This window comes from Pseudomonas sp. 20P_3.2_Bac5 (assembly GCF_025466035.1).
Taxonomy (GTDB): Bacteria; Pseudomonadota; Gammaproteobacteria; order Pseudomonadales; family Pseudomonadaceae; genus Aquipseudomonas.
Window position 1 is genome coordinate 1 of sequence record NZ_JANLOA010000096.1, and the last position, 14,529, is coordinate 14,529.

General features: G+C 63.4%; 15 protein-coding genes. 6 read left to right on the forward strand and 9 right to left on the reverse strand.

Going from position 1 to position 14,529, the window contains the following annotated elements; translation table 11 throughout:
- The first annotated feature begins 208 nt into the window (after positions 1-208).
- Positions 209-1,306 (forward strand): carboxynorspermidine decarboxylase, encoded by a 1,098-nt coding sequence (locus NTD88_RS17100; protein ID WP_095159682.1) that lies wholly within the window; start codon positions 209-211, stop codon positions 1,304-1,306.
- A 26-nt stretch (positions 1,307-1,332) separates the two neighbouring features.
- Complete coding sequence (locus NTD88_RS17105; RefSeq protein WP_095159681.1) at positions 1,333-2,568, forward strand: saccharopine dehydrogenase family protein; 1,236 nt, start codon at positions 1,333-1,335, stop codon at positions 2,566-2,568.
- 62 nt (positions 2,569-2,630) lie between these two features.
- Here NTD88_RS17105 and NTD88_RS17110 read toward each other — a convergent pair whose 3' ends face one another.
- Complete coding sequence (locus NTD88_RS17110) at positions 2,631-3,341, reverse strand: metallophosphoesterase (protein WP_262155812.1); 711 nt, start codon at positions 3,339-3,341, stop codon at positions 2,631-2,633.
- Positions 3,342-3,543: 202 nt separating this feature from the next.
- Here NTD88_RS17110 and NTD88_RS17115 point away from each other — a divergent pair, with 202 nt between their 5' ends.
- Positions 3,544-4,710: a GGDEF domain-containing protein gene (locus NTD88_RS17115; protein WP_262155809.1), complete on the forward strand. Its 1,167-nt coding sequence runs from the start codon at positions 3,544-3,546 to the stop codon at positions 4,708-4,710.
- 118 nt (positions 4,711-4,828) lie between these two features.
- On the forward strand, positions 4,829-6,244 hold the full coding sequence (locus NTD88_RS17120) for a hypothetical protein (RefSeq protein WP_262155807.1): 1,416 nt from the start codon (positions 4,829-4,831) through the stop codon (positions 6,242-6,244).
- 42 nt (positions 6,245-6,286) lie between these two features.
- Here the strand turns inward: NTD88_RS17120 and NTD88_RS17125 are convergent, their stop codons facing one another.
- From NTD88_RS17125 to NTD88_RS17150, 6 genes are all read right to left on the reverse strand, one after another.
- Positions 6,287-8,707 (reverse strand): TonB-dependent siderophore receptor, encoded by a 2,421-nt coding sequence (locus NTD88_RS17125; protein WP_262155806.1) that lies wholly within the window; start codon positions 8,705-8,707, stop codon positions 6,287-6,289.
- 100 nt (positions 8,708-8,807) lie between these two features.
- The gene (locus NTD88_RS17130) at positions 8,808-9,650 is read right to left on the reverse strand and encodes a FecR family protein (protein WP_262155805.1); all 843 of its coding nucleotides are present in this window, start codon (positions 9,648-9,650) and stop codon (positions 8,808-8,810) included.
- A complete protein-coding gene (locus NTD88_RS17135; RefSeq protein ID WP_175650890.1) occupies positions 9,647-10,180 on the reverse strand; it encodes an RNA polymerase sigma factor in 534 nt (177 codons plus the stop codon). Before NTD88_RS17135 ends, NTD88_RS17130 begins: the two co-directional genes overlap by 4 nt.
- A gap of 85 nt (positions 10,181-10,265) precedes the next feature.
- On the reverse strand, positions 10,266-10,886 hold the full coding sequence (locus tag NTD88_RS17140; protein WP_095159675.1) for a LysE family translocator: 621 nt from the start codon (positions 10,884-10,886) through the stop codon (positions 10,266-10,268).
- A 10-nt stretch (positions 10,887-10,896) separates the two neighbouring features.
- Positions 10,897-11,304, reverse strand: coding sequence for a DUF2000 domain-containing protein (locus tag NTD88_RS17145; RefSeq protein ID WP_262155802.1), 408 nt, complete (start codon positions 11,302-11,304; stop codon positions 10,897-10,899).
- A 51-nt stretch (positions 11,305-11,355) separates the two neighbouring features.
- The gene (locus NTD88_RS17150) at positions 11,356-12,210 is read right to left on the reverse strand and encodes an AraC family transcriptional regulator (protein WP_262155801.1); all 855 of its coding nucleotides are present in this window, start codon (positions 12,208-12,210) and stop codon (positions 11,356-11,358) included.
- A gap of 43 nt (positions 12,211-12,253) precedes the next feature.
- Here NTD88_RS17150 and NTD88_RS17155 point away from each other — a divergent pair, with 43 nt between their 5' ends.
- Positions 12,254-12,745, forward strand: a complete 492-nt coding sequence (locus NTD88_RS17155; protein WP_218241403.1) for a MaoC family dehydratase — start codon at positions 12,254-12,256, stop codon at positions 12,743-12,745.
- Positions 12,746-12,822: 77 nt separating this feature from the next.
- Here the strand turns inward: NTD88_RS17155 and NTD88_RS17160 are convergent, their stop codons facing one another.
- Complete coding sequence (locus NTD88_RS17160; protein ID WP_262155798.1) at positions 12,823-13,269, reverse strand: multidrug/biocide efflux PACE transporter; 447 nt, start codon at positions 13,267-13,269, stop codon at positions 12,823-12,825.
- Between the two features lie 88 nt (positions 13,270-13,357).
- Here NTD88_RS17160 and NTD88_RS17165 point away from each other — a divergent pair, with 88 nt between their 5' ends.
- Positions 13,358-14,278, forward strand: coding sequence for a LysR family transcriptional regulator (locus tag NTD88_RS17165; RefSeq protein WP_262155797.1), 921 nt, complete (start codon positions 13,358-13,360; stop codon positions 14,276-14,278).
- A 26-nt stretch (positions 14,279-14,304) separates the two neighbouring features.
- On the opposite strand, the gene NTD88_RS17170 is transcribed toward NTD88_RS17165, so the two are convergent.
- Positions 14,305-14,511 carry a hypothetical protein gene (locus NTD88_RS17170; protein WP_262155795.1) on the reverse strand — a complete coding sequence of 69 codons (207 nt, stop codon included), beginning with the start codon at positions 14,509-14,511 and terminating at the stop codon, positions 14,305-14,307.
- Positions 14,512-14,529: the final 18 nt, after the last annotated feature.

A 14,529-nucleotide genomic window follows, 5' to 3' on the forward strand; every position in this document is an offset into this window, starting at 1 on the left:
ACGCCATGCACAGGGTGGCCTTCATCCGATCCAACACCAGCCGCCCCCAACATCGCGTAACATCCAGCAACAGGTTGGCCAGCCAAACGCCAGCACGGCGTGCGCCCAACCCATTGACTCAGCTAAATCCGCGTTCCGCCCTTTCGATATGTATCGAGTACGGGCACAATGCGGATCTTTTTTTGGCCGGCCTTCCCGGAGCCTCGTAGTGATCAAGACACCGTACTACCTCATCGACAAACAAAAGCTGCTGGGCAATATGGAAAAGATTGCCTACGTGCGCGAAAAATCCGGGGCCAAGGCCCTGTTGGCACTCAAGTGCTTCGCCACCTGGTCGGTGTTCGACCTGATGCAGCAATACATGGACGGCACCACCTCGTCCTCGCTCTACGAGCTCAAGCTCGGCCGGCAGAAGTTCGCCGGCGAGACCCACGCCTACAGCGTGGCCTGGGCCGACGACGAGATCGAGGAAATGCTCGATAACTGCGACAAGATCATCTTCAACTCGATCAGCCAGTTGCAGCGTTTCGCCGACGCCTCCGAAGGCAAGGTCCGCGGTCTGCGGGTCAACCCGCAGGTGAGCAGCTCGGACTACCTGCTGGCCGACCCCGCGCGTCCATTCAGCCGCCTCGGCGAATGGGACCCGGTCAAGGTCGAGGCGGTGATCGAGCAGATCTCCGGCTTCATGTTCCACAACAACTGCGAGAACGGCGACTTCAGCCTGTTCGACAAGATGCTCGGCACCATCGAGGAACGCTTCGGCCACCTGCTGCACAAGGTCGAATGGGTCAGCCTCGGCGGCGGCATCCACTTCACCGGTGAAGGCTACGCGCTGGACGCCTTCTGCGAACGCCTCAAGTCGTTCTCGGAAACCTACGGCGTGCAGGTCTACCTCGAGCCAGGCGAAGCGGCGATCACCCAAAGTGCCTCGCTGGAAGTCACCGTCCTCGACACCCTCTACAACGGCAAGCACCTGGCCGTGGTCGACAGCTCGATCGAAGCGCACATGCTCGACCTGCTGATCTACCGCCTCAACGCCAAGCTGGCGCCAAGCCAAGGCGAGCACACCTTCATGGTGTGCGGCAAATCCTGCCTGGCCGGAGACATCTTCGGTGAGTACCAATTTGATCGTCCGCTGGCCATCGGCGATCGGCTGTCGTTCGTCGACGCCGCGGGTTACACCATGGTCAAGAAAAACTGGTTCAACGGCCTGAAAATGCCGTCCATCGTAGTGAAACAACTTGACGGTAGCGTTGAGCTGGTTCGTGAGTTTGGTTTCGAAGACTACCTGTCCAGCCTTTCCTGAGCTGGCAGATAAGGAGAGATAGAGAATTGAAGAAGAACGTTCTTATCATTGGTGCAGGAGGTGTCGCCAAGGTGGTGGCCCACAAGTGCGCGCAGCATAACGATGAACTTGGTCGTATTGCCATCGCGTCGCGCAACATCTCCAAATGCCAGGCCATCATCGATAGCGTCAAGGCCAAGGGCAGCCTGAAACAGCCCGCCGACATCAAGGCTTTCGCACTGAACGCCCTGGATGTCGAAGCGACCAAGGCACTGATCCGCGAGACCGAATCGCAGATCGTGATCAACGTCGGCTCCGCGTTCCTCAACATGTCGGTGCTGCGTGCCTGCATCGATACCGGCGTGGCCTACCTGGACACCGCCATCCACGAAGAACCGGGCAAAATCTGCGAGACACCGCCGTGGTACGGCAACTACGAGTGGAAACACCTCGAAGAGTGCCAGCAGAAGAACATCACCGCCATTCTCGGCGTGGGCTTCGACCCGGGTGTGGTCAACGCCTATGCGGCACTGGCCAAACAACAGTATTTCGACCGCATTGATTCGATCGACATCCTCGACGTCAATGCCGGTTCCCATGGCAAATATTTCGCCACCAACTTCGACCCGGAAATCAACTTCCGCGAGTTCACCGGACAGGTATGGAGCTGGCAGAACAGCCAGTGGACCAGCAACACCATGTTCGAAGTGAAGCGCACCGACGACCTGCCGGTCGTGGGCTCGCAAAACCTGTACCTGACCGGCCACGACGAAGTGCACTCGCTGTCGAAGAACCTCGACGTGCCCAACGTGCGTTTCTGGATGAGCTTCGGTGAGCACTACATCAATGTCTTCACCGTGCTGCGCAACCTCGGCCTGCTCTCCGAGCAACCGGTGAAAACCGCTGAAGGCCTGGAAGTCGTGCCGCTGAAACTGGTCAAGGCCGTGCTGCCGGATCCGTCCTCGCTGGCGCCGGGCTACACCGGCAAGACCTGCATCGGCGACCTGGTCAAGGGCACCAAGGACGGTCAACCGCGCGAAGTCTTCATCTACAACGTGGCTGACCACGAAGAAGCCTACGCCGAGACCGACAGCCAGGGCATTTCCTACACCGCAGGTGTTCCGCCAGTGGCTGCAGCCCTGCTGGTAGCCCGTGGTCAGTGGGACGTGCAGCGCATGGTCAACGTCGAGGAACTGCCGGCTGAGCCGTTCCTCCACGCCCTCGACGAAATGGGTCTGCCGACCCGCGTCAAGGACGAGAACGGCGACCGCCCCTGGGCGTGATCCGGTCTGACCGCTGAACACGAAGGGCGCCATTGCGGCGCCCTTTGTCGTTGTTGGGCAGACTAACTGATGACCTTTCCGTTCAGGCCCATCACCGCCCGGAACGCGACACCGTAGGCTGCAAACCCCATCCGGCTCCATTCGGCCCGGTAATCCAGGCTGTCGTGGTGATGACCATGAACGACCTGCTTCGCGCCAAGGGCCAAGGCCAGTTCGTTGATTTCCAGGTAGCCGTAGGGATGGCAGTCTGGCGCCTCGTGACAAACCAGGAGGTCGGCCTTCTCCATCGCCAGGGCAAAGTAGTCGTCAGGGTAAATCGCCGAGAGGGCCTGCTGCTTCTTGGTCGCCACGATGTCCGCATGCTGCGGTCGAAGCGCCAGCCGTTGGAGATAGTCCTGATAGTTCTGCACGCCCGTTTCCGGATCACCCGGACGCCATACCGCGGACTCGAACGTTCCTCCAAGGCCGGCGATGCGCAGGCCCGCAACCTCGGCGACCCGCCCGTGCAGGTTGCGCTCCGCCAGGCTGTTGCCGTGCAGGTTGTGCCAGAACGCGGGCCTGTCGCTGTCGTGGTTGCCATGGATGAACCAGATCTCCGTCAGATCGAGGATCGGGCGAAGGATCATGTCCAAGGGCAAATCGCACTCGAGGTCCCCGAGGAAAACCACAGCTTCGGGGCGGTGCAGCTTCACAAGCCGGATGACATGCTCGAAGCGGCCGTGCACATCCCCCAGAAACCAGATCGATCCTTCGACGCTTGCTGATTTTTCCATTCACTCACTGCTTCATGTGGGTAGTCGCCCGCGAGTATTCACTAGCCGTGGGCAGACAGCAAAGTGCCAAGGTCCCGGCAACCCCGCACAGCAAAGCCCTTGGCTTACACGCGTAACGGGAAACACGGGAAATGCTCTGAAAAATCGTTTCAACCCCTTACAATCGCCGTCTTTCAGGCAGAACAACAAGGCCAGTCCATCCATGGCGCTCGACCCACCTACCCTGCTGGTACTCACCACCGTACTCGCCGCCTCGGCCGCACTTTACCTGGCGATCGAATGGCGCAGCGTGCGCGAATCTTCACTGCTGTTCTGGAGCGCGGGATTCGCCACCATCACCGTCGGCTGCACCCTGTCGTTGCTGCGCAGCAACGGCTTTCTGCTGATCGGCATCTGGTTCGCCAACGGCCTGCTGGTGCTCGCCCACTGGTTTTTTCTGCTGGGCGTGTCGCGCTTCACCGACACCCGGCTTTCCCGCGCCTGGTACCTGATCTTCGCCACCTGGCTGGCGCTGTTGGCGCTGCCGGAAAACCAGGCCTGGTCGAAGCTGATGATGCTCGCCAACTCGGCCCTGGTCGGTCTGCTGGCCTTGCGGGCCAGCCTGCTGCTGCGTCCTCACGGCAAGTCCCTGAGCGTCGGCGCGGTGCAATTGCGTTACGTGATGCTGATCCATGGCCTGTTCTATTTCATCAAGGCTGGCCTGGCGATCGTGCCCGGCACGCTGATCGACCTCGCCTCCTTCCGTGGCGAGATCATCCAGGTGTCCCTGGTCGAGGGCGCGATGGCGATCATGCTGATCGCCCTGTCGATGACCGGCAGCGAACGCTACCGCCGCGAACAACGCATCGCCCGTCTGGCCGCCCGCGACCCGCTGACCGCCCTGTACAACCGCCGCGCCCTGGAAATGCGCGCGCCGCGCCTGCTCAGCGAGGTGTCCGCCGCGCGCCCCGGCGCCCTGCTGCTGATCGACATCGACAACTTCAAACTGGTCAACGACCTGTACGGCCACTCCGCCGGCGACCGCCTGCTGGTGGCGCTGAGCGAAATGATCCGCTCGGCCTTGCCGCAGGATGCCCTGGCGGCGCGGCTGGGCGGCGACGAGTTCGTCATCCTTCTGGGCAATGCCTCGCGTGAGCGCATCGTCGGGTTGGGCAGCGTGTTGCGCGAGCAATTCCACACCACCGCCAAAGCCTTCGTCACCCCCGAAGCGGTGACCCTGAGCATCGGCGCCAACCTGTTCCAGCACCCACCGGAAAACCTCGCGGCGCTGATCGACCAGAGCGATGCGGCGCTGTACGAGTCCAAGCGCGGTGGGCGGGACAGCATTCGACTGGTGGATTGCACCGAGGGTGAGGCGCAGCTTTGTTGATGTGAGCGCTGTTCGGGGCCTGCAATCCGTCGACTACATGGCCAGAAGCCAGCTCCTGCGCAGCGGCTCGTCTATTATCGAAAAATCCCGTTCGTTCATTTCCAGCAGAGAACCCCGCATGCTCCATCCTGCACGGCTGGCTCGACTTCTCTGCGTATTGAGCCTGGCGATTGCCCTGCCCGGCATGGCGCCCGCCAGTGAAAGCAGCGATGCCCTGGCACTGCTGAGCTGGCCAAGCCATGTCGGCAAGATCGACAACCCGCCAACGGCAATCCTCCTCCCCGAGGCGGTCTACCGGCAAATCCGCGAGATGACCGCGCAGACCCAGAGCGACGGCAGGGAACGCGGCAGTTGCCTGTTCAAGAGCGGCAATGAGGTCAGCCTGAGCCAGATTTTCAAGGGCCAGCAATTCTCCATCGACATGGGCGAGTACCTGAGTTCATGCCCACAGTCCTCCCTGTCCGGGATCATCCATACCCACCCTGAAATCGACCGCAATGCAACCGACATCGGCTACCGCGCCGCGCCCTCGCTGGATGATTTCGTCAACTTCGGTTTCAGCCGCCTCCCGGCCAGCATCATTGCCCACAAGGACTATGTCTGCGCGATGTTCAAGTCGCCGCAGAAGAAAGACTTCGCGCTGACCAAGGCAATCTACGACCAGTACTCGCCGCAACTGGTGAAGAGCTTCGTGCTCAACATGCCCGCCGAGGACGCTCCCGCGCCAGGCCAGTCCACCGTCGCCAACCTGCGGGCAGTCGGCGCGGCCATGGGCATGTGGAATCAGTTGTTCTACTGCGGCCGCAACGGCGGCTCGTTGACCCGCATCCTGCCTCGCGACACCTCGACCAGCATGAACCGCCTGGTGTTGGCGACCCAGGGCCTGGTGCTGGCCGAGTACTTGTCCGGCAACTATCCCTATTCCAAGCCGACCTTCCTCTTCGCCCCCAACGATCAAGCCGAACTGGCCCGATACCTGAACCGGGCGATAGGCCAGAAGACCGGCACTGATTTCAGCAGACTGGATGCCCGCCAGACGTTCGAGAAAGTCCTCGAACTGCACTGGGTCGACAGCTACGCCATCGCCGCCACCGCCAGTTCCTTCTCGGTGCCGAGTCGCAAGGACGACGGACTCGCCTACACCTTCAGTTGCACCCCCGCGCTGTGCACCCTGGTCACCAACCGCAGCTTCTACGCCTTCGACGCCAAGCGCGACCATACGGTGGCGGCCTATGTGCCGAACGACAACGGCTACGACTCGGTGATCAACCTGTCGGCGGACGAGCGCGTGCGGTTCCTCGCCGCGTATTCCAACAAGTCCTCCATGAAATACCTGGAGCACAAACGCGACCGGGACGACTGGGTGCCAGTGGCCGGCAGCGGTCTCTGGCGCTTCGAGGGTGGTCAGGTGGAAGGCGATATCAAGGATGGCCGTATCAACGGCCCGGTGATCGTGCACCTGGATGACGGCCGGGTCTTCAAGGGCACGGTCGGACGCAATTTCGACCTGACCTTTGGCGAGCAGATTCGCTGACGACGTTGTGCAGCCGAGGCCGCACAACGCCGCCAACCCTCCTCAGAAGCGGTACTTCGCCGTCAACAGGTAGTTGCGCGGATCACCGACAAAGTTGCCGCCGGTGGTGGTGATGATGCTGTAGTAGTAATCACGGTCGAACACGTTGTTGGCGTTGACGCTGACCGTGAGGTGGTCATCGACGTCGTAGCTGGCGAACAGGTCGGTGACTGCGTAGCCGCCCTGGTCAATGCCATCGCTGGTGTAGATGTCGCTCTGCACATGCAACCCACCACCGACGCGCCAGCGGTTCAGGTCACCGGGCAGGCGGTAGCTGGTGGCCAGCTTGAACAGGTTCAGCGGCAAGTTGGTGGCGTAGCGATCGGCGCTGGAGGCGGTGCCGATCGGCGCGAACTGCGAGGCCTTCATGTGGCGGGCGTCGTTGTAGGTGTAGCCGGCGGACACCTGCCAGTCCGGCAGCACTTCACCGCTCACTTCGAGCTCGACGCCGCGGCTGCGCACCTCGCCGGAGGCGGCGTAGCAACCGGACGGTTGGTCAGGGCACAGGCCGCTGTCCAGTTGCATCGGCAGGTTCTCCAGGTCGATCTGGAACAGCGCGACGCTGGCGTTCAGGCGGCCATCGAAGTATTCGCCCTTGAGGCCGATCTCGTAGTTGCTGCCGGTCTGCGGATCAAGCAGGCCGCCGCTGGCCAGCGCGTAGTTCTGCGGGTTGAAGATGCGCGTCCAACTGGCATAAGCGGTGTAGGTGTCGTTGAGGTCGTAGGTGAAACCCAGGTACGGCGTGAACTCGCGGGTGGCTTTGTAGCCGTCATTGCCGGTCCAGGTGCCGGAGTGCGTGGTGACCTGGTATTCGTACCAGTCCAGCCGCCCGCCCAGCGCCATCTTCAGTTGCTCGGTCAGGCTGAACCGCGCGGTGACGTAGGCGCTGGACTGGTCGATCTGGCCATCGCGGGACCAGGCCCTGACGGTTTGCGGTTTGGGCACCGCTTTGCCATCGAAGGCCAGCGGGTCGAATTCGTATTCGAATCCGAGCGGCCAGCCACCAGGGCCGTCATCGATATCCTGCTGGCGGTAACTGCCGCCGACCACCAGTTCGTGGGTGCGACCGAACAGGCTGAACGGCCCGCTGACATAGCCGTCGAGGCTGGTCTGGGTGTTTTCGTAGTGGTAGGCGCCGACGCCGAAGCCCATCACCCGCGACGCCTCATCCGGGCGATAGAGGTAGGTGCCGAGCATGTCCATCTCGCTCTTCACTGCGGTGGCGGCCAGCTTGGCGGTCCAGTCGTCGGCGAAGCGGTGGGTGATGTCGGCGAAGACGCTGGTGCTCTCCTTGTCCCAGTACGACCAGCTCGGGCTCATGCGGCTGGAGCGGGAAATGTCGAGAAAGCGGCCGTCCGGCTGGGTGCCGCGACCGTTCCAGTCGGCGCCGGGGTTGTTGTCCTGGCTCCAACTGGCGCCGAGGCTCACCCGGGTGTCCTCGCTCAGGTCGGCTTCGAGCACGCCGTAGACCAGGTTGCGCTGGGTTTTGTAGTCGTCGATGAACGAGTGTTTGTCCTGGAACGACACCACGGTGCGCCCGCGCAGGCTGCCGCTGCTGTTCAGCGGACCGCTCAGGTCCAGCTCGGTGCGGTAGTTGTCCCAACTGCCGGCGCCGGCGGTGATCGAACCCTGGAAGGTATCGGTGGGACGCTTGCGGATCAGGTTGATCGAGCCGCCCGGCGAACCGGCGCCCTCCATCAGGCCCGCCGCGCCGCGCACCACTTCGACCCGGTCGTACATCGACAGCAGACCGGTGGACAGGCTGCCTTCCTCGTACTGCACCGGGATGCCGTCGGCCATCAGGTTGTTGAGTTGGAAGCCACGGGAGTTGAAGCGCTCGCGCTCGCCGCCCCACTTGGTGAGGGTCAGGCCCGGGGTGTATTTCACCGCGTCGCCCAAGGTGGTCATGGCCTGGTCGTCCATGCGCTGGCGCGAAACGACACTGACCGACTGCGGGGTTTCCCGTGGCGACAAATTGAGCTTGGTGCCGCTGCTCATGCTGCCGGTGGTGTAGGAACCGGTGTTCTCGCTGGTGGCGCCGAGGCCGCTGGCGTTGACGCTGGTGGCGCCCAGTTCCACCGCGCTGCTGCTGACGGACGCCGGAACGGAGACCAGATAGCTGCCGTCGCCGGACTTCTGGATCTTCAGCCGGGTGCCGCGCAGCAGCCGTTGCAGCGCCTGTTCCACGCTCAACTCACCGCTCAGGCCGGGCGCCTGCAGGCCCTCGGCGCTGTCGGTGGCGAACAGGATGCGCGCGCCGGTCTGTCCGGCCAGGGCGTTCAGCGCCTGGTCCAGGGGTTGTGGCGGCAGGTTCACGGCATGGCGGACATCCTGGGCGTGCAGCGCGCAAGACAGGGTAATGCCTGCGGTCAGCAGCGACAGACGGCTCAGCCGCAAGCGGCGCGAAGATGGATTGGTGCTCATTTGACTCCCCAATGACACGATCAAAAGTGACGTTCACAGGGAGTGGCGAATGAGCACCGGCACATGTTGAGGTCTGAAATGAAAAATATTCTCTTTTCCGTTAGCGAGCCTTGATCGACACGCTGCCATCGGCGGCGCGGCTGACACTGATCGGCAGGATCGACGGCAGCAGGTCCAACAGCGGTTCCACCGCGTCGCTGTCGAATTCGCCGGAAACCCGCAACTGGCCAAGCCGTGGATCGACCAGGCGAATCGGCGCCTGGCGGTAGCGTTGCAGGTCGGCGATCACCTCGCGCAGCGGCGTGCCATCGAAACGCAGCTTGCCCTGCTGCCAGGCGATGGCCCGGCCCGGGTCGATGGCGCTGAGCGTTCCCGCTTGCGCAGCGCTCGCCAGCCATTGTTGCCCACCGTGTACGCGGCGCGGCGCAGCGCCCTTGGCGGACACTTCCACCTCGCCTTCGATCACCGCGACCGCGACGCCGCGGCTGTCGCTGCGCACGTTGAACACCGTACCGATATCGCGCACCGCAACGCCCTGGCTGCGGACGATGAACGGCTGCGGCCCGTGGGCCACGGTAAAGGTGGCCTCGCCTTCCAGCAGTTCGAACTGGCGGCTGCGCAGGCGGTGCTCGATGCGCAAGTGAGTGGCGCTGTTGAGCCTGATCGCGCTGCCGTCAGCCAGTTGCAGGCTGTCCCGCGTGCCGACCGGGGTGCGGAGGTCATCGCTGTACAACGCCGGATCGAGCAGCCACAAACCGCCGGCCAGCAGCAGCAACGACAGGCCGCCGCCCAGCGTTTGCTTGCGTCGGCGCTGACGCACAGTCTGCGCCTTCGCCTCGGCCAACAGGGCCTCGCGGGACGGCACACGGTTGCGCAGCGCTTGCTCGAAAGGCGCCAGCGGGTCGGCGTCCGGAATCTGTTCGGGGGGGTCGCCGGGCTTCATTTCGTCACCAGCGCCCGGCGTGCCGGTTCCCAGTCACGAACAATGGCTTGCATGGCACGGGCGAAATGCTGGGTGACCATGTTCAGGGAAATGCCCAGCTCGGCGGCGATCTCCCGCTGCGCCATGCCGTGGATGCGGTGCAGCAGGAACACCTGCCGCGCCCGTGCCGGCAGCGCTTCGATGATCGCCAGCAGAGCGTGCAGTTGCTGCTCGAAATCCAGACTGGCGGCGCCGTCCAGGTCGTGGACATACCAGTCGGGAACGTCCGGGGTGAAGTCGATCCAGGTGTTGCGGGTGCTGTCCGCCCGACGGCGATCGATGGCCTTGTTGAAGGACACCTTGCGCAGAAAGGCGAACGGCAGCTTCACCGGTTGCTGCGGGGGCTTCTCCAGCAATTGCACGCACACCTCATGCACCACCTCGCGGGCGAACTGGGAACCCTGGAAGCGCCGCCGGATGTAAGCCACCAGGTCGTCGTAATGCAGGGCCAGCGCGCCGATCAGTTCGGGATTGGACGAGGATTTGGTCATGGCGGGAGGTATGCGAATGAAAGTGAGTCGCATTATAGACATGGCGATTTGATTGCCAAGGACTGTTATTGCGACGACGCTGGCCTCACACCCAGAACAACTCCCCCACCAGCACCACCGCCAACACCACCATCACCCCGCCCGACAGCCGCCCCATCATCCGCGCCGCCGCCGGCCGGGTTTTCAGCGCGGCGCTCGCGCCCAGCCCGACCATCGAGTACACCACCGCGCAACTGGCGGTGTAGACCAGGCCCAGCGCGGCGATCTGCACCGGCACGCTCCAGCTCGCCTGGGCACTGGTCCAGGGCGGCACGAAGGCGAGGAAAAACAACAAGCCCTTGGGGTTCAATCCGCTCACCAGCGTGCCGCGCAGAAACTGCCCGGTTCTGCTGACACCGTCCGCATCGCTGGCGCCCGCCTGTGGCACCGGCGGGTTCTGCAACAGGCCAATCCCCAGCCAGCCCAGGTACAGGGCGCCGACCACCGTCAGGCCGGTGATGAACGCCGAACTGCTGGCGCCCAGCACGGCAAAGCCAGTGGCCACCGCCAAGGTCAGGGCCAGATAGCCCACCAGCAAACCGAAGACCGCCGCCATCACGCCCCTGCCGCGCACACCTGCGGCAATCGCGTAGGCCCAGTCCGGGCCGGGAATCACCACGAAAATCATCGAAAACGCCCAGAAGGCCCATAACGTCGTACTGCTCATCCAAGCCACCTCATCCGTGCAGGGAAAGCCCCTTGATCGCCTTGTCCACGGCCTTCTTCGGCCCACGCAGGGCCAGGCCCACGAGATTCAGGTTGGCGGGGTCCTCCGCAAGGAACACTTCGCGGTTGGCGGCGTCATGGCCGGTGGAGAACATCGCGAAGACGTAGGGCGACATCGTCAACTGCCGCTCCAGCCCGGCGCGGTGGGCTTTTTGCAGGCCAGGAAGGTCGGCCTCGAAGATCATCATCGGTTGACCGAACAGGTTGCCGTACTGACGGCCGTCGGCATCGACATAGGGCTGGCCCATGACCTCCGGCGCCGCCGCGGCGATGCCGGTGGAAAGGAAGGCGACCACATTCAGGCGCTGCCAGGTGGCGAGGTCATTGCGCACGACAATGACGACTTTGGTATCGAACATCGGAAACTCCAGATCAAAGCTGAGGCGCCATGATCGGAGTGGGAGGCAGGTTCAGTCTGTAAGGTTTGTGCACTGTTTCCGATAAGCCGCCGGGGTCATGCGGAACGCCCGGCGAAACCACACGCCCAGGTGGCTCTGGTCGGCGAAGCCCACTTCGGCCGCCACCTCCACCGGCGCCATGCCCTGCGCCAGCAACGCCCGCGCCGCGCGCAGGCGCAGGCGCACCAGATAGGCGTGGGGCGATTGGCCAAAGGCTTTCTTGAATTGCCGGGTCAGGCGGAAACGGTCGACCCCGGAATAGGTCGCCAGCTCTTCCAGGCTGACGTCCTGGGCCATCTGCGCATGGAGAAAATCCCGCGCCCGCTGCAATTCCAGCGGCGAATCGCGGCGCAGCGACGGCGCCTTCAGGTACAGGTGACGGGACAGCCTGGCGAGCAACTGGTCCAGGCCCTGGTCGCGGGCCAGCCGGCCCTCGTTCTGGTGGACGGCGAGAAAGGCCTGCTGGATCGCGCCGATCAACTGCGCATCGTCGGTCAATGTGTGGTGGAACGCCGCCTGCAGCGCCGAGGCATCGCCCAGGCCAAGCCGCTCGGTCATGCCCGACACGTAGGACTGCGGCAGATAGAGCATGGCGTAGGTAAAGCCTTCCTTCTCGGGCGCGTGGCCGTCGTGAACCGCGCCGGGCTCGATCAGCATCGCCCGCCCCGGCGTGCTGACATGCAGCGAACGATTGCAACTGAACTGCTGCACGCCCTGCTGGGTGATGCCCACCAGCATTTCGTCGTGGTCGTGGGGATCGTAGGCGTGACCCTGGAAATGCGCGTGCACGCTCTCGATGCCGGTCTCCTGGTCGCGGCGCATGCGAAGCCAGTCGCTGGCGGAGGTAGTGCTTGCATCAACGCTCATAAAGACTCGTCAGGGGTTGAATGTCGGGCCGCGAGTCTGGACGATGAACATCGACCAGACCCTGTCAGAGGAAAACAAAATGGACGCAGGAAAAATCCAGCCACCAATCTATCTGGATGACCTGGCGGTTGGCGATGTTTTTGTCAGCGACCACTATCCGCTGGACGCCGAAGAGATCATCCGCTTTGCCCGTCAGTACGATCCGCAGCCCTTCCATACCGACCCGGAGGCGGCACGCGACACCTTCTTCCAGGGCCTTGCCGCCAGCGGCTGGCACACCGCGGCGCTGACCATGAAACTGCTGGTCGCCAGCTTTCCGCTGGGCCGCGGCGTCATCGGTGCCGGAGGCGAAATCAGTTGGCCCCAGGCGACCCGGCCGGGGGATGTGCTCAAGGTCACCAGCACCATTCTCGAGATCAATCCATCGCGTTCGAAGCCGGACCGAGGAATGGTGCTGGTGCAATCGATCACCAGCAATCAGCGAGATGAGGTGTTGCAAAAGCTGACGTCAAAGGTGCTGTGCTTCAAAAGCTGATGCCCCACCCGCCCACCTATCCCGTAGGAGCGAGCTTGCTCGCGAAAATCGCCAGCACGCACGCTTCCACGGAGCCCTCAGCACTTCACGCCAACATCCACCTGCCGCGCCAGATACCGCTCGCGCAACCTGTCGAACCCGAGGTTGTACAGGTAGGTGTACGGCAGCAGGAACACCAGCAAGCCCACTTCCATCAGGAACGCCTCGACCAGGCCGATGGACAACCACCACGCCGCCATCGGCACCACCGCCAGAATCAGCCCGCCTTCGAAACCGAGGGCGTGAAGCATGCGGATCAGCGGTGTGCGCTGGAAGCCGACGCGGTTTTGCAGCCGGTCGAACAGCACGTTGTACAGCATGTTCCACAGGGTCGCCGTGACCGAGATCGCCAAGGTCAACAGCCCGGCGCTCATCAGCGGTTTGTCCATCACCAGGGCGATGGTCGGCGCACACAGCAACAAGGCGAAGAATTCGAAGCCGAGCGCATGGACGATGCGCTCGGTCAGGCTCTTTTTCTGCAGCATTTCTAATCTCCCGACGTTTGAACCTGGCCAGCATATGACCTACATTTATGCACCTCAACCACCAACTTCCTAACGTACGGTTGCATATATGAAACGCCTGGAATGGGACAACCTGCATGTGCTGCTGGCGGTGGTCCGCAGCGGCAACCTGAAACGCGCGGCCCAGCGCCTGCGCTTGAGCACCGCCACGCTGTCGCGGCGCCTCGATGCGCTGGAAGAACAACTCGGCGGACAACTGCTCGAACGCACCTCGACCGGCTGCTTCGCCACCGCCTTTGGCCAGCGCATCGTCGGCTGGGCGGAACAGATGGAGGGCGCGGCCAACGAAGTGCTGCGTGAGGCCGACTCGCCAGAGACCGTGGAAGGCACCGTGCGGGTCAATGCCGATGAATGGCTGTCGTTCCTGGTGACCGCCCTGCTCGCGCCGATCCGCACCCGTTACCCGCTGCTGGGCATGGAAATCCTCACCACGCCGTTCCCGGTCAACCTCACCCGGCGCGAGGCCGACCTGTCGCTGCGCTATGCCCGGCCGGACGCCACCGACCTGATCGCCGAGCCGCTGGGGGAAATCGAATTCGCCCTGTATGCCTCCAGCAGCTACGCGGCGCAAAAGCGCGAGGCACTGGCGGCGCGCAACTGGGCCGAGCTGGATTTCGTCGGCCTGGATGAATCACGGATGGACCAGACCATGGAAGCCTGGTGGGAACGTCTGGACGGCGCGCCGGCGCCGTGGCTGCGCTGCAATCACACCTTGGGGATCTACGACTGCGTGATTGCCGGTGGCGGCATCGGCATCGTGGAAAAACGCACCGCCCGCCTGACCCCCAGTCTGGAACTGGTGATGGATGTGCCCGAACTGAACCGCGAAGTCTGGCTGTGCACCCACCGTTCGATGCGCGAAAGTGCGCGGATCAAATCGGTGCGGGACTTCCTCGTCGAGACCTGGCCGCATCAGGAAGGGGTCGGGCTGTGTGGTAATCCGTTTGCGCCGCCGGCCACTGCGAGCTGAGCAGGTCGTCGATTTACCGCATGCACTTACGGCGCTCTCGCGGGAGCTGGCGCTGCAACGGTTGTGTCCTCATTGCGCCCGCCCACCAACCAGCCACGGGGCCACAGGCCGAAGGCGCGGGGCGGCCTGTATTTGGTGGCGGCGTCGATATCCTCGAAATCGCGGGTTTTGAGCAGGGGCGGATTGCCAAGGTACAAGCGGCCGTAGAGCTCCTGCTGCAGTATCTCGCTCATTCTGAATGATCCTCTTCC

Excerpts from the sequence above, each read along its gene's own strand:
- NTD88_RS17110 (WP_262155812.1), bottom strand. The coding sequence starts at position 3,341 with ATGGAAAAATCAGCAAGCGTCGAAGGATCGATCTGGTTTCTGGGGGAT.
- NTD88_RS17115 (WP_262155809.1), top strand. The coding sequence starts at position 3,544 with ATGGCGCTCGACCCACCTACCCTGCTGGTACTCACCACCGTACTCGCC.
- NTD88_RS17120 (WP_262155807.1), top strand. The coding sequence starts at position 4,829 with ATGCTCCATCCTGCACGGCTGGCTCGACTTCTCTGCGTATTGAGCCTG.
- NTD88_RS17125 (WP_262155806.1), bottom strand. The coding sequence starts at position 8,707 with ATGAGCACCAATCCATCTTCGCGCCGCTTGCGGCTGAGCCGTCTGTCG.
- NTD88_RS17130 (WP_262155805.1), bottom strand. The coding sequence starts at position 9,650 with ATGAAGCCCGGCGACCCCCCCGAACAGATTCCGGACGCCGACCCGCTG.
- NTD88_RS17135 (WP_175650890.1), bottom strand. The coding sequence starts at position 10,180 with ATGACCAAATCCTCGTCCAATCCCGAACTGATCGGCGCGCTGGCCCTG.
- NTD88_RS17140 (WP_095159675.1), bottom strand. The coding sequence starts at position 10,886 with ATGAGCAGTACGACGTTATGGGCCTTCTGGGCGTTTTCGATGATTTTC.
- NTD88_RS17145 (WP_262155802.1), bottom strand. The coding sequence starts at position 11,304 with ATGTTCGATACCAAAGTCGTCATTGTCGTGCGCAATGACCTCGCCACC.
- NTD88_RS17150 (WP_262155801.1), bottom strand. The coding sequence starts at position 12,210 with ATGAGCGTTGATGCAAGCACTACCTCCGCCAGCGACTGGCTTCGCATG.
- NTD88_RS17155 (WP_218241403.1), top strand. The coding sequence starts at position 12,254 with ATGAACATCGACCAGACCCTGTCAGAGGAAAACAAAATGGACGCAGGA.
- NTD88_RS17160 (WP_262155798.1), bottom strand. The coding sequence starts at position 13,269 with ATGCTGCAGAAAAAGAGCCTGACCGAGCGCATCGTCCATGCGCTCGGC.
- NTD88_RS17165 (WP_262155797.1), top strand. The coding sequence starts at position 13,358 with ATGAAACGCCTGGAATGGGACAACCTGCATGTGCTGCTGGCGGTGGTC.
- NTD88_RS17170 (WP_262155795.1), bottom strand. The coding sequence starts at position 14,511 with ATGAGCGAGATACTGCAGCAGGAGCTCTACGGCCGCTTGTACCTTGGC.